The organism is Mycobacterium deserti (assembly GCF_025345615.1).
GTDB lineage: Bacteria > Actinomycetota > Actinomycetes > Mycobacteriales > Mycobacteriaceae > Mycobacterium > Mycobacterium deserti.
This window is the reverse complement of sequence record NZ_JAODWD010000002.1, coordinates 521,208-534,002: the sequence shown is the minus strand read 5'-3', so window position 1 is coordinate 534,002 and position 12,795 is coordinate 521,208. Positions and strand designations below refer to the sequence as shown.

At 68.1% G+C, this 12,795-nt stretch carries 17 protein-coding genes; 16 read left to right on the top strand and 1 reads right to left on the bottom strand.

Going from position 1 to position 12,795, the window contains the following annotated elements; genetic code table 11:
• Positions 1-6: 6 nt before the first annotated feature.
• The 10 genes from hemB to N4S67_RS08785 are packed head-to-tail and all read left to right on the top strand — an operon-like array spanning position 7 to position 6,328.
• The gene (hemB, locus tag N4S67_RS08830; protein ID WP_260992570.1) at positions 7-987 is read left to right on the top strand and encodes a porphobilinogen synthase; all 981 of its coding nucleotides are present in this window, start codon (positions 7-9) and stop codon (positions 985-987) included.
• Positions 984-1,400, top strand: a complete 417-nt coding sequence (locus tag N4S67_RS08825; RefSeq protein ID WP_260992569.1) for a hypothetical protein — start codon at positions 984-986, stop codon at positions 1,398-1,400. The genes hemB and N4S67_RS08825 overlap by 4 nt, the downstream gene beginning before the upstream one ends.
• Before the next feature lie 18 nt (positions 1,401-1,418).
• Positions 1,419-1,802, top strand: a complete 384-nt coding sequence (locus N4S67_RS08820) for a hypothetical protein (RefSeq protein WP_260992568.1) — start codon at positions 1,419-1,421, stop codon at positions 1,800-1,802.
• On the top strand, positions 1,799-2,278 hold the full coding sequence (locus N4S67_RS08815; RefSeq protein ID WP_260992567.1) for a DUF3093 domain-containing protein: 480 nt from the start codon (positions 1,799-1,801) through the stop codon (positions 2,276-2,278). The genes N4S67_RS08820 and N4S67_RS08815 overlap by 4 nt, the downstream gene beginning before the upstream one ends.
• Positions 2,275-2,511 carry a hypothetical protein gene (locus tag N4S67_RS08810; RefSeq protein WP_260992566.1) on the top strand — a complete coding sequence of 79 codons (237 nt, stop codon included), beginning with the start codon at positions 2,275-2,277 and terminating at the stop codon, positions 2,509-2,511. Before N4S67_RS08815 ends, N4S67_RS08810 begins: the two co-directional genes overlap by 4 nt.
• 52 nt (positions 2,512-2,563) lie before the next feature.
• Positions 2,564-3,421, top strand: a complete 858-nt coding sequence (locus N4S67_RS08805; RefSeq protein WP_260992565.1) for an oxygenase MpaB family protein — start codon at positions 2,564-2,566, stop codon at positions 3,419-3,421.
• A complete protein-coding gene (locus tag N4S67_RS08800; RefSeq protein WP_260992564.1) occupies positions 3,408-4,061 on the top strand; it encodes a TetR/AcrR family transcriptional regulator in 654 nt (217 codons plus the stop codon). The genes N4S67_RS08805 and N4S67_RS08800 overlap by 14 nt, the downstream gene beginning before the upstream one ends.
• 29 nt (positions 4,062-4,090) lie before the next feature.
• Positions 4,091-4,462, top strand: a complete 372-nt coding sequence (locus tag N4S67_RS28035) for a hypothetical protein (protein WP_390893292.1) — start codon at positions 4,091-4,093, stop codon at positions 4,460-4,462.
• A gap of 17 nt (positions 4,463-4,479) precedes the next feature.
• Entirely contained in the window at positions 4,480-4,965 is a 486-nt protein-coding gene (locus N4S67_RS08790; protein WP_260992563.1) for a pyridoxamine 5'-phosphate oxidase family protein, read from the top strand.
• 1 nt (position 4,966) lies between these two features.
• Positions 4,967-6,328, top strand: coding sequence for a cytochrome P450 (locus N4S67_RS08785; protein WP_260992562.1), 1,362 nt, complete (start codon positions 4,967-4,969; stop codon positions 6,326-6,328).
• An 85-nt stretch (positions 6,329-6,413) separates the two neighbouring features.
• On the opposite strand, the gene N4S67_RS08780 is transcribed toward N4S67_RS08785, so the two are convergent.
• Entirely contained in the window at positions 6,414-6,719 is a 306-nt protein-coding gene (locus tag N4S67_RS08780; protein WP_260992561.1) for a hypothetical protein, read from the bottom strand.
• A 128-nt stretch (positions 6,720-6,847) separates the two neighbouring features.
• On the opposite strand from N4S67_RS08780, the gene hemL reads away from it, so the two are divergent.
• The 6 genes from hemL (at position 6,848) to ccsB (ending at position 12,773) form a co-directional block, all read left to right on the top strand.
• Entirely contained in the window at positions 6,848-8,164 is a 1,317-nt protein-coding gene (gene hemL, locus N4S67_RS08775) for a glutamate-1-semialdehyde 2,1-aminomutase (protein WP_260992560.1), read from the top strand.
• The gene (locus N4S67_RS08770; RefSeq protein ID WP_260992559.1) at positions 8,161-8,766 is read left to right on the top strand and encodes a histidine phosphatase family protein; all 606 of its coding nucleotides are present in this window, start codon (positions 8,161-8,163) and stop codon (positions 8,764-8,766) included. Before hemL ends, N4S67_RS08770 begins: the two co-directional genes overlap by 4 nt.
• Positions 8,763-9,365, top strand: a complete 603-nt coding sequence (locus tag N4S67_RS08765) for a TlpA disulfide reductase family protein (RefSeq protein ID WP_260992558.1) — start codon at positions 8,763-8,765, stop codon at positions 9,363-9,365. The genes N4S67_RS08770 and N4S67_RS08765 overlap by 4 nt, the downstream gene beginning before the upstream one ends.
• Positions 9,362-10,132 (top strand): cytochrome c biogenesis CcdA family protein, encoded by a 771-nt coding sequence (locus N4S67_RS08760; RefSeq protein WP_260992557.1) that lies wholly within the window; start codon positions 9,362-9,364, stop codon positions 10,130-10,132. Before N4S67_RS08765 ends, N4S67_RS08760 begins: the two co-directional genes overlap by 4 nt.
• A gap of 107 nt (positions 10,133-10,239) precedes the next feature.
• Positions 10,240-11,766 (top strand): cytochrome c biogenesis protein ResB, encoded by a 1,527-nt coding sequence (locus N4S67_RS08755; RefSeq protein WP_260992556.1) that lies wholly within the window; start codon positions 10,240-10,242, stop codon positions 11,764-11,766.
• Positions 11,763-12,773 (top strand): c-type cytochrome biogenesis protein CcsB, encoded by a 1,011-nt coding sequence (gene ccsB, locus N4S67_RS08750; RefSeq protein WP_260992555.1) that lies wholly within the window; start codon positions 11,763-11,765, stop codon positions 12,771-12,773. The genes N4S67_RS08755 and ccsB overlap by 4 nt, the downstream gene beginning before the upstream one ends.
• Positions 12,774-12,795: the final 22 nt, after the last annotated feature.

The window sequence follows — 12,795 nt, the reverse complement described above, 5'->3', positions numbered from 1 at the left end:
CTTCACGTGCCCTATCCAAGTCATCGTCCCCGTAGGCTGCGGTCGACGCCGGCACTGCGGCGGCTGGTCGCCGAGACTTCGCTGGAGCCACGGCATCTCGTGCTGCCGATGTTCGTCGCTGACGGCATCGACGAACCCCGGCCCATCCTCTCCATGCCGGGCGTCTACCAGCACACCCGTGCCTCGCTGCGCCGGGCCGCGGCCGACGCCGTCGCCGCCGGGGTGGGCGGCCTGATGCTGTTCGGTGTCCCGCGCGACGCCGACAAGGACGCCACCGGATCGGTCGGGGTGTCCGAGGACGGCATCCTCAACGTCGCGCTCAGAGACCTGGCCGAGGACCTCGGCGACGACACCGTGCTGATGGCCGACACGTGTCTCGACGAGTTCACCGACCACGGACACTGCGGGATCGTTGACGGGTCGGGCAGGGTCGACAATGACCTGACCAACAAGCGGTATGTGGAACTGGCTGTCGCGCAGGCTGATTCGGGGGCGCACGTCGTCGGCCCGAGCGGCATGATGGACGGCCAGGTCGCGGCGATCCGCGACGGCCTCGACGCGGCCGGGCACACAGACACCGTGATCCTGGCCTACGCGGCGAAGTTCGCGTCGGGGTTCTACGGCCCGTTCCGGGAGGCGGTCGCCTCGAGCCTGAGCGGCGATCGCCGCACGTATCAACAGAACCCGGGCAACGCCCGCGAGGCGCTGCACGAGGTGGAATTGGACATCGCCGAAGGCGCCGACATCGTGATGGTTAAACCGGCGATGGGTTACCTCGACGTCGTCCGTGCGGCCGCTGACATCTCACCCGTACCGGTGGCGGCCTATCAGGTCTCCGGGGAGTACGCGATGATCAGCGCCGCGGCCGCCAACGGTTGGATCGACCTGCCGACGGTGGCGCTTGAAACGCTGATCGGCATCCGGCGGGCGGGGGCCGACATCGTGTTGAGCTACTGGGCGGCCGACGTCGCCGACTGGCTGGCGTGACCCCGCCTGTCGAGCCCGAAGCGCGGCCCGTCGACGTCGACACCGGCTTCTGGCTGTGGGTCACCGCGCTGCCGTTGATGGTCGCCGGGTACGTCGTCGACTTGGTCGGCTCAACGGATCGCGACCTGCCGGCGGCCGTGCTGGCCGTCTCGGTCATGTTCGTGGTCGTACTGGCCGCCGTCGTGCTGACCTTCCAGGTCCTGATGCGGCAGGGGTACCGCTGGGCGCGCACGGTGTTGACCGGCGGCGGTGTTGCCGCGGTGGTGTACGTGACGACGAACCTGTTCACCGTCGAGCGACCCCCTGCCGCGGCGGTCGGGTACGCGGTCAGCGCGATACTCGGGTCCGTGCTGATCGCGGGCGGGGCGTACTTGCTGCATCGCAAGGATGCTCAAGGGTTCTTCACCCGGTGACGTTAGGCTGACCCGACCATGACCGCCCCCACGTCGCGACCCCGAATCGTCACCGCCGCGTTCTGGTGCTGGGTGGTTGCCTCCGTGCTCCTGGTGGCGTTCGGACTGCTGCTCGCGCTCTCCGAAGACGAGGTGCCCCCGCTGTTCCGCGGCGCAGGCGTGCTGTTCGCGCTGGCCGGGTTGGGGCTGGGCTATTTTTCCGGCCGCGCCCGGCTCGGGGAGAGCCGATTCCGCCGGGCAGCGGTCGCGCTGGCTCTCGCGGTTGTCGTGATCCTGGCGATGTTCGCACTGATCAGCCGCGGTCCGATCTGGCTGGTCGCGATGATCCTCGCCATGGTCGGGGCGGTGCTGATGATGCGGCCGTCGGCCCAGCAGTGGTTCGACCAGGAGACGACCGCGTGACTGATGCCGAGGTCTTGTTCTACGAACCGGGCGCGAGCTGGCTGTGGGTCCTCTCGGGCCCCGCGGCGGGCATCGCGATGGCCCTCATCCAGTTGTCGGCCGGATACGGATTTCAGCTGCTCGTGCCCGGCATCTTCTTCGTCCTGGTGACGACCTTCATGGCGGTTCAGATCCATGCGGCGCGCATCCACACGTCGGTGGAACTGACACCGCTCACACTGCGGCAGGGCACCGAGATCCTCAAGATCGACGACATCCTGCGGATCTACCCCGAAGCCAGTGGACCCGAGTTACCCAAGTGGCAGGCCGCGCGGGCGTTGGGCGAGTTGACGGGCGTGCCGCGCGGGCGTACCGGGATCGGGCTCAAGCTCAACAACGACCGCGCCGCGCAGGCCTGGGCGCGCAAACACCGACAGCTGCGGGCGGAACTGACCCGCCTGGTCGAGGAGCGCATACCACCGGAGGCGACTGCGTGACGCCCCGCGCGGCCCTCGAGCTGGTTTCGGCGCTTGCTGCCGCAGTCGGATGCGTGCTGGTTTGGGTCGGGGCGAAGTCCACGGTGGTGGTGGCACCCGTTCTGGAAGGCGAACCGATGACGACGTCGGTCGTTTACAGCGCGCCGATGCTGGGACTGTCGCTGCTGCTCGCGACGGTGGCCGGGGTGCTGGCCGTTCTCGCCGTGGCCCGGACGCGGCGCTCGAGCCCGTGAGCCGCCTCACAGCCGCTTGGTACAAAGTGCAGAATTTGTAACACTGTTGCACATGACCGAATTGGCGGAGAAGCCCGAGAACCTCGACGACGCGCTTCCCCTCGGACCGCAATCGCTGGTCTGGCGGTATTTCGGCGACAACCGCATGTACCTGATCGGCCCGCGACCCGCGGTGCTGCAGAACATGCTCGCCGAACTCGGCCAGGGCGTGCTCGACCACTCGGTGTTCTTCGACGACACCTCTGCGCGCATCAAGCGCTCGCTGCCGCCGATCTTCAACACCGTCTACGGACCCGACGACGCGAACACCGGCACCCGGGTCCGCGACTTCCACACCGAGATCAAGGGTGAAATGCCCGACGGTGCGCGCTACCACGCGCTCGACCCGGACACGTACTACTGGGCGCACGCCACGTTCGTCGAACAGGTGCTGTACTTCGCCGACACCTTCGTCAAGCGGTTGAGCCGCGAGGAGAAGGAGCAGATCTATCTCGAATCCAAGACGTGGTATCGCCGCTACGGTGTCAGCGATCGCCCGATGCCCGCCGACTTCGACGAGTTCGAGCGCTACTGGGATCGGATGATGGACGAGATCGTCGTCGCGCATCCGACGGCCAAGTACGGCGTCGGCTACGTCACCAAGGGCTTCCCCTGCCCAAAGGGTGTGCCGCAGTGGGCGTGGCGTCTCGTCGCACCGCTGTTCAACCCCCTCGCCGCGTTCCTCACCACCGGCGGCCTGCCGCCACGGGCGCGCACACTGTTGAACTTGCCGTGGACTGAGCGCCAGGAGCGGCGCTATCAACGGTTCGCGGCATTCTGGCGCAGTCGGCCGGTGAACTGGCTCTGGGATCGTCTGCCAATGACGTTGCGCTACAACGGCTATGCGCAAAAGGGCTATGCCCGCGCCTGACAGTCCGCCCGCGACGGGGCCCAACTCGTCGCCCGCGACGGGGCCCAACTCGTCGCCCGCGACGGAAGCCATCCTCGATGCCGCCGTCATCGAGTTCGAACGTCACGGCTTTCGCAAGGTGGCCCTCGAAGACGTCGCGCGCCGCGCCGGCGTCAGCCGAACCACCATCTACCGGCGGTTCGCCAGCCGCGACGAGTTGGTGGCCGCGGTGATCGAGCGGGAGAACATCTCGCTGTTCGCCGACATTGCTGACGAGGTGAAACGGGCGGGCCCGCAGTCCAACTACTACGTCGAGGCGTTCACTCTGTCGATCCTGAAGTTCCGTCGCCACCGCGTGCTGGACCGGATGATGACCGATGAGCCGGCGTTGGTGCTCGAACTCGCGAAGGCCCACTACGGGGCGGCGATCGCGCGGATGGCCGAAGCGCTGCGGATCATTTTCCCGCCGGGCTTTGCCGAACGGATCGGCGAGCAGGCCGTCGACGAACTCGCCGACACGATCCTGCGCTACGCGGCCATGGTGCTGCTGTTACCCGGCGCGCAACCTCTCGAGACGGCCGACGACATCCGCGCCTTTGCCACCCGGCACTTCCTGCCGAGTCTGCCGGCGGCGCTGCGGTCGACACCGACAGTTGTTTGATAGCTCACACCTTCGGGCAGTCGTATCCCATGAGCACCGACGAACACCAGGACCAACAGCAAGACCAGCAGCAAGACCAGCAGCAGGGCGACCAAGATCAACCGCAGAGCCCTGAGCCCAAGACCGACGACCACCATCAGGTCATCGAGCAGCCCGACCCGCCGCCACCGACGGAGAAGCCCGAGATCACCGACGAGCACAAGCAAAAAGCCAAGGAGATGCGCAAGGACTACGAGGAGGACCGCGAAACCATCGTCATGCCCGGTACCGGAGGCGCTGTCGCCGGCACAGCCGTGGGCGAGTGGCTCGACGATGACGGGAATCCGAAGTTCTCCGACGAGAGCAAGACCGACGACGCCGGGAGCGACAAGGACGACGCTCAGAGCAAGGACAACGCGTAAGCCCGTAAAGTTTCGGCGTGACGTCTCTCGACCAGATCGCGCCCGCCTTCGTCGGTATGGCCCATTCGATCGTGTGGGCTTCGGCGGCGACCGTCGACGCCAACGGTCGTCCCCGCAGCCGCATCCTGCACCCCATCTGGGAGTGGGACGGCACCGACTTGTTCGGGTGGATCGCGACGGTCCCCAGCCCGGTGAAGCGGGCGCACCTGGCCGTGCATCCGGAGATGTCGGTGAGCTACTGGACTTCGACTCACGACACGTGCAGCGCCGAGTGCCTGGTGGAGTGGTACACCGACGACGAGACCTGCACCGCGGTGTGGAACAAGTTCGCCAAGGGACCCGAGCCGGTCGGCTACGACCCCAAGATCATCCCGATGTGGAGCGGCGGGCCCACGTCAGACGAGTTCGCCGCGCTGCGTCTGAGCCCCTACCGCCTTCGCGTGATGCCCGGCGCGGTCATGACGAAAGGCGAAGGCGCACCCCTCGTTTGGACGTCAAGCTGAGATGACGACGTCGGATGTGCGCGCGCTTCCCCTGGTGCCGAAGAACCCGCTGCCGATCTGGCAGCTGGTGAAGCTGGTGCGCAGGCTCGACACCGGACAGGAAGTTATCCGCGACGCCGGCGGTCCAATCACCCGGATCCAGTTCGGGCCGAAGAAACTGTTCCCGCCCATCGTGGCGGTGATGTCTCCCAACGGGATGCGCGACGTCCTGGGCCGCTCGGACGCGTCCTCAGAGCGCTGCGTCTACCACGACGAAGTCCGAGACATGGCCGGCGACAGCCTCTTCGTCCTGCCCAATGAGCAGTGGCGCCCGCGCAAACGGGCACTGCAGCCTGTCTTCACCAAACACAACGTCCGCAACTTCGGCGGCCACATGTCGCGTGCCGCGCAGATGTTCGTCGATCGCTGGCCCGACGGCGGCGACGTCGACCTTGACCTCGAGTGCCGCAGGGTGGCGATGCAGTCGCTGGGACGCTCGGTGCTCGGCATCGACCTCAACGAGCGGGCCGACATCATCGCCGGATGCATGCATGTCGCCTCGTCCTATACCGCCGACCGGGCGCTGCGCCCGGTGCGTGCACCGCGATGGCTGCCGACGGCCGCGCGCCGCAAGGCGCGCGACGCGGTAGCAGCGATGAAAGAGGTCACCGACGATCTGGTGCACGCCTGCCGCGCTGACCCGGACCGCGACGCGCCGCTGGTGCGGGCGCTGATGGCGGCCAGAGATCCCGAGACAGGACAGCCGATCTCCGACGCCGACATCTCCAACGACCTGTTGATCTTCATGCTCGCCGGGCACGACACCACCGCGACCGCGCTCACGTATTCGTTGTGGGTGCTCGGGCATCACCCCGAGATCCAGGAGCGGGTCGCCGCGGAGGCCGCCGCACTGGGGGATCGGGAACTGACGCCCGACGATGTGCCGAGCCTCGGATACACCGTGCAGGTGCTGCACGAGGCGTTGCGACTGTGCCCGCCGGCGGCAGGCGTGGCCCGGCTGGCGACGCGCGACATCATGGTCGACGGTTACCGCGTCGAGGCGGGCACCCTGGTGGCGGTGGGGCTGTACGGGCTGCACCATGATCCGACGCTGTGGCCCGACCCCATGGTCTTCGACCCCGACCGGTTCAGCCCAGAGAACACGAAGACGCGCGGACGGTGGAACTTCCTGCCCTTCCTCGGCGGTGGGCGACCATGCATCGGGGAACACTTCGCCCGGCTGGAAACCACCCTGGCGCTCGCGACGATCGTGCGGGCGATGGACATCCGGTCGGTCGACGCCGAATTCGAATGTGAGGTGCCGTTCACGACGGTCGCCAAGGGTCCGATCCCCGCCCACGTTCGGCCGCGGTCCCCTCGATGACGCGTTGACGGCACTGACGAACTTGGCCTCGGCCAAACGCAACCGGTGCGGATACCCACATCGATGCACTCCGGCGGGCAGGCCACTACCCCAGATGATCGAATACCGCAACCATGTGCGCCGCGACCACTAAAATTCGCCGCATGGTTTTTTCGAGGACTGCACACAGGACCGTGCTCGCGGGGGCGATGTTGGCGCTCGGCTTGAGTCCGCTCGTCGCCGGCGTCTGGTCGGCCACCGCGCCGTCGACCGTCGCCGGTGGACCTCCGGGTGTCGTCGAACCCGTCTTACCGCCGCCGGCACCGGCTGCGATTCCGGCACCTCCACCGCCCGCGGCACCGGCAGCGGCAGCACCGGCGCCTCCGCGGTGCAGCGGCTCCGACCTGTTCACCGGCATTCCCCTCCCCGTGGGCTGCGTCCGGTAACCGACCATCCACCGCATGGCCGGACCGGCGGCCGAGGGGGCGACCACTACACCCTGTAGTTGACGCACTGGCCCCGGCTGGGACACTGGTGGCCATGCGTGCTGACCACATCACCACCGAGGTGTCGGCGCGGTTGTTCGCCGACGCGTCGGCGGTCATCCCCGGCGGTGTCAACTCGCCGGTGCGGGCCTTCAGCGCTGTGGGCGGCACCCCGCGGTTCATCACTTCCGCGCGCGGCTACTGGCTCACCGACGCCGACGGCAACCGCTACGTCGACCTGGTGTGTTCATGGGGTCCGATGATCCTTGGCCACGCGCACCCGGCCGTGGTCGAGGCCGTCCAGAAGGTGGCCGCCGACGGGCTGTCCTTCGGCGCCCCCACCCCCTCGGAGACCGAGCTGGCCCGCGAGATCATCGGTCGCGTCGCGCCGGTCGAGCGGGTGCGCCTGGTCAATTCCGGCACCGAGGCGACAATGAGCGCGATCCGGTTGGCCCGCGGGTTCACCGGGCGCGCCAAGATCGTCAAGTTCTCCGGCTGCTACCACGGCCACAGCGACGCGTTGTTGGCCGACGCGGGCTCGGGTGTCGCCACGCTGGGGCTGCCCTCCTCACCCGGCGTCACCGGTGCCGCGGCGGCCGACACCATCGTGCTGCCGTACAACAACGTCGCTGCGGTCGAGGAGACGTTCGCCCGCTTCGGTTCCGAGATCGCCTGCGTCATCAGCGAAGCCGCCGCGGGCAACATGGGCGCGGTCGCACCGCTGCCCGGCTACAACGCGGCGCTTCGGCGCATCACGGCCGAGCACGGAGCGCTGCTGATCCTCGACGAGGTGATGACCGGATTCCGGGTCAGCCGGTCGGGGTGGTACGGCGTCGATCCCGTTGACGCCGACGTGTTCACCTTCGGCAAGGTGATGAGCGGCGGCCTGCCCGCCGCGGCGTTCGGCGGTCGCCGCGAGGTGATGGAGCGTCTGGCTCCGCTGGGCCCGGTGTATCAGGCGGGCACGCTGTCGGGGAACCCGGTCGCGATGGCCGCCGGGCTGGCGACGCTGCGGACGGCCGACGACGCGGTGTACGCGAGCCTGAACGCCAATGCCGACCGACTCGCGAACCTGCTCGGCCAAGCCTTGAGCGAAGCTGGTGTCACGCACCAGATCGCGCGTGCCGCGAACATGTTGAGCGTGTTCTTCGCCGACCAGCCGATCGTCGACTTCGCCTCGGCGAAGGCCAGTGAGACGTGGCGGTTCCCGCCGTTCTTCCATGCGCTGCTCGACGCCGGCGTCTACCCGCCGCCCAGCGCGTTCGAAGCCTGGTTCGTCTCGGCGGTTCTCGACGACGAGGCCTTCGACCGGATCGCGGCCGCGCTTCCCGGTGCGGCCCGCGCGGCTGCGGAAGCAAAGAAGCCGGCATGAGCACGACGACGGTTCATGTGATGCGCCACGGCGAGGTGTACAACCCGGAGGGCATCCTCTACGGACGGCTCGACGGCTATCACCTCTCCGACCGCGGCAGGGCGCAAGCCGAGAAGGTGGCCGACGCGCTGGCCGGCCGCGACATCGTCCTGGTGGTCGCGTCGCCGCTGCTGCGCGCGCAGGAGACCGCGACGCCGATCGCCGAGCGGCTGGGCCTGCCGATCGAGACCGACGACGACCTGATCGAGTCGCTGAACATCTTCGAGGGCCAGCGCGTCTCACCGGGCGACGGTGCGCTGCGCGACCCACGCAACTGGAAATACCTGTGGAACCCGATGAAGCCGTCCTGGGGCGAGCCGTACGTCGACATCGCCGCCAGGATGCGGTCGGCCGTCGAAAGGGCGCGGGTCAAGGCCGAGGGGCACGAAGCGGTGTGCGTCAGCCACCAACTGCCGGTCGAGACCCTGCGCAGGGCGATGACCGGCAAGCGCTTTGCCCACGATCCGCGCAAACGCAAATGCGCACTGGCGTCGCTCAATTCGTTCACCTTCGACGGCGACCGTCTGGTCGACTGGCAGTACAGCGAGCCGGCCGGGTCGTGAAGCGACTGGCGGTCATCGTAGCGAGCGCGGCGCTGGTCGGGCTCGCTGGATGCTCCACCGGTGACGACGCCGTCGCCCAGGGCGGCACTTTCGAATTCGTCGCTCCCGGCGGAAAGACCGACATCTTCTACGATCCGCCGCAGAGTCGAGGCAAGCCCGGGGCGCTGGCGGGTCCCGACCTGATGGACCCCGCCAAGACCATCTCGCTCGACGACTTCGCCGGCAAGGTCGTCGTCCTCAACGTGTGGGGACAGTGGTGCGGACCGTGCCGCACCGAGATCACCGAACTGCAGCAGGTGTACGACGCCACCCGCGCCGAGGGCGTGGCCTTCCTCGGCATCGACGTCCGCGACAACAACCGGGACGCCGCACAGGATTTCATCGTCGACCGCAAGATCACCTTCCCCTCGATCTACGACCCGCCGATGCGCACGATGATCGCGTTCGGCGGCCGATACCCGACCACCGTCATCCCGTCCACGGTCGTGCTCGACCGCGAGCACCGGGTCGCCGCGGTGTTCCTGCGCGAACTGCTCGCCGAAGACCTGCAGCCGGTCGTTGAGCGGCTCGCCGCCGAGCCCGACGAGGCGGCCACATGACCGGCTTCGCCGAAATCGCCGCCGCCGGACCGGTACTCGCGGCGCTGGGCGTGTGCGTGTTGGCCGGTCTGGTGTCGTTCGCCTCACCCTGCGTGGTCCCGCTGGTGCCGGGCTACCTGTCGTACCTCGCCGCGGTGGTGGGGGTTGAGGAGCAGCCGTCGGCGGTCGCGGTGCGCACGGCACGCCTGCGGGTCGCCGGCGCAGCGGCGCTGTTCGTCGCCGGGTTCACCGCCGTGTTCGTGCTGGGCACCGTCGCGGTACTGGGCATGACGACCACTCTGATCACCAACCAGCTTCTGCTGCAGCGCATCGGTGGTGTGGTCACCATCGTGATGGGCCTGGTGTTCGTCGGCTTCATCCCGGCGCTGCAGCGCGAGGCCCGGTTCACCCCGCGGCAGCTGTCGACGCTCGGCGGTGCGCCACTGCTGGGTGCGGTCTTCGCGCTGGGCTGGACGCCGTGCCTCGGGCCGACGTTGACGGGAGTGATCACCGTGGCCTCGGCCACCGACGGTGCGAACGTGGCACGCGGCGTCGCGCTCGTCATCGCCTACTGCCTGGGCCTGGGAATCCCGTTCGTGCTGTTGGCGTTCGGATCGGCGCGCGCCGTGCAGGGCCTCGGCTGGCTTCGGCGGCACACCCGCACCATCCAGGTCTTCGGCGGCATTCTGTTGATCCTCGTCGGCGCCGCGTTGGTCACCGGCGTGTGGAACGACTTCGTGTCGTGGGTCCGCGACGCGTTCGTCAGCGATGTGACCTTGCCGATATGAGCACCACCGAAGCGCGAGCAGACGCAAAACTGCCCAAAAATGGCGGGAATAGGTCACTTTTGCGTCTGCTTGCGCTGATACGGAACACCTGGCGGACCCTCACGTCGATGGGCACCGCGCTCGTGCTGCTGTTCCTTCTGGCGCTGGCGGCGATACCGGGCGCGCTGCTGCCGCAGCGCAGCCTCAACGAGGCCAAGGTCGCGCAGTACATCGCCGAGCACCCGACGATCGGGCCATGGCTGGACCGGGCGCAGGCCTTCGATGTGTTCTCCAGCTTCTGGTTCACCGCGATCTATGTGCTGCTGTTCATCTCGCTGGTGGGCTGCCTGACACCGCGACTGATCGAGCATGCCCGCAGCCTGCGGGCCACCCCGGTGCCCGCGCCGCGGAACTTGAGCAGACTGCCCAAACACCACGCCCTCGAACGCCCCGGCACCCCGGACGAGGTGGCCGCCACCGTCAGGAAGCGACTGCGCGGATGGCGAACCGTCACGCGCACGGGCACCGACGGCGCAACCGAGATCTCCGCCGAGAAGGGCTATTTGCGTGAGTTCGGCAACATCGTCTTCCACTTCTCGCTGCTCGGCCTGCTGGTGGCCATCGCCGCGGGCAAGCTCTTCGGCTATGAGGGCAACGTCATCGTCATCGCCGACGGCGGCCCCGGCTTCTGTTCTGCCTCACCCGCAGCGTTCGACTCATTCCGGGCGGGCAATACCGTCGACGGCACCTCTTTGCACCCGATCTGTCTGCGCGTCAACGACTTCCAGGCCGATTACCTGCCGAACGGGCAGGCAACATCCTTCGCCGCCGACATCGACTTCCAGGCCGGCGAAGACTTGTCCACCGGCACCTGGCGGCCGTACCGGCTCGAGGTGAACCACCCGCTGCGGGTCGGCGGTGACCGGATCTACCTGCAGGGCCACGGCTATGCGCCGACCTTCACGGTGACGTTCCCCGACGGGCAAACCCGGACCCAGACGCTGCAGTGGCGCCCCGACGACCAGCTCACGTTCCTGTCGTCGGGAGTGATGCGCTTCGACCCGCCGGGCGGGACGTATCCCGACGCAGGGGAGCGTCGCAAGAACCAGCTGGCGATCCAGGGCCTGTTCGCGCCGACCGAGCAGCTGCACGGCACCCTGCTGTCGTCGAGCTTCCCGGCACTCAACGACCCCGCGGTCGCCGTCGACATCTACAAAGGTGACACCGGCCTGGACACCGGACGGCCGCAGTCGCTGTTCACCCTCGACCCGCGTCTCATTGACCAGGGCCGGCTCGCGAAGAAGGCCCGCGTCAATCTCAATGCAGGCGACTCGACGCGGCTCGACGACGGCACCGTGGTGCGGTTCGACGGCGCGGTGCCGTTCATCAACGTGCAGGTCTCACACGATCCCGCGCAGATATGGGTGCTGGTGTTCGCGATGACCATGATGGCCGGCCTGCTGGTGTCGTTGGTCGTACGACGGCGGCGGGTCTGGGTTCGGATCACCCCCGCGCTTCCCGGTACCGTGAACGTCGAGATGGGCGGGCTGGCCCGCACCGACAACTCCGGGTGGGGCGACGAGTTCGAGCGGTTGACAGCGCGGCTCGTGCCCGAAGCCGCGTCGGTCCCGCCCATAGAAGAGAAGGTCGTATGAACACCGATCAGATCGACATCGGACTGGCCCGCTACTCCGACTGGGCCTTCACCTCATCGGTCGTGGTCCTGGTTGCGGCGCTGCTGCTGCTCGCCGTCGAGCTGGCCTACTCGCGCGGCCGCAAGGTCGAGCACCGCGAGCTGGTCGGAGCCGCAGCGACGGCGGTGGGGGCGGAAAGCACCGCGCCCGGTGTCGTGGCTGAGGCGCCGAGGCGTTCGGCCGACGAACGCATCGGCGGTGCCGGTCTCGCGCTCACCTATGTCGGCATCGGTCTGCTGCTCGTGTGCATCGTGCTGCGCGGCCTGTCGACCTCGCGGGTGCCGTGGGGCAACATGTACGAGTTCATCAACCTGACCTGCTTCTGCGGTCTGGTCGCCGGCGCGGTCGTGCTGCGCCGTCCGCAGTACCGCGCCCTGTGGGTCTTCGTGCTGGTTCCGGTGCTGGTCCTGCTGACGGTCTCGGGCCGCTGGCTGTACACCAACGCGGCGCCGGTGATGCCCGCCCTGCAGTCGTACTGGCTGCCCATCCACGTCTCGGTGGTCAGCCTCGGCTCCGGAGTGTTCCTAATCGCCGGCGTGGCCAGCATCCTGTTCCTGGTCAAGATGTCGAAGCTGGGTGACGCCCGCACGCGAGGAGGAAAAGAAGATCCCGAGCGCGAGGGCGTCGCTGCGGGCATCGTGGCGCGGCTGCCGGACGCGCAGACCCTCGACCGCATCGCCTACCGGACGACGATCTTCGCGTTCCCCGTTTTCGGGTTCGGCGTCATCTTCGGCGCGATCTGGGCCGAGGAGGCGTGGGGCCGCTACTGGGGCTGGGACCCCAAGGAGACCGTGTCGTTCATCGCGTGGGTGGTCTACGCGGCGTACCTGCATGCCCGCTCCACCGCGGGCTGGCGCGACAAGAAGGCCGCGTGGATCAACGTCGCCGGGTTCGTCGCGATGGTCTTCAATCTGTTCTTCATCAACCTGGTGACCGTCGGGTTGCACTCGTACGCGGGAGTGGGTTAGCACCGTTCGCTTTCGCTAGAAT

Excerpts from the sequence above, each read along its gene's own strand:
- N4S67_RS08820 (WP_260992568.1), top strand. The coding sequence starts at position 1,419 with ATGACCGCCCCCACGTCGCGACCCCGAATCGTCACCGCCGCGTTCTGG.
- N4S67_RS08805 (WP_260992565.1), top strand. The coding sequence starts at position 2,564 with ATGACCGAATTGGCGGAGAAGCCCGAGAACCTCGACGACGCGCTTCCC.
- N4S67_RS08800 (WP_260992564.1), top strand. The coding sequence starts at position 3,408 with ATGCCCGCGCCTGACAGTCCGCCCGCGACGGGGCCCAACTCGTCGCCC.
- N4S67_RS28035 (WP_390893292.1), top strand. The coding sequence starts at position 4,091 with ATGAGCACCGACGAACACCAGGACCAACAGCAAGACCAGCAGCAAGAC.
- N4S67_RS08785 (WP_260992562.1), top strand. The coding sequence starts at position 4,967 with ATGACGACGTCGGATGTGCGCGCGCTTCCCCTGGTGCCGAAGAACCCG.
- hemL (WP_260992560.1), top strand. The coding sequence starts at position 6,848 with ATGCGTGCTGACCACATCACCACCGAGGTGTCGGCGCGGTTGTTCGCC.
- N4S67_RS08770 (WP_260992559.1), top strand. The coding sequence starts at position 8,161 with ATGAGCACGACGACGGTTCATGTGATGCGCCACGGCGAGGTGTACAAC.
- N4S67_RS08760 (WP_260992557.1), top strand. The coding sequence starts at position 9,362 with ATGACCGGCTTCGCCGAAATCGCCGCCGCCGGACCGGTACTCGCGGCG.
- N4S67_RS08755 (WP_260992556.1), top strand. The coding sequence starts at position 10,240 with ATGGGCACCGCGCTCGTGCTGCTGTTCCTTCTGGCGCTGGCGGCGATA.
- ccsB (WP_260992555.1), top strand. The coding sequence starts at position 11,763 with ATGAACACCGATCAGATCGACATCGGACTGGCCCGCTACTCCGACTGG.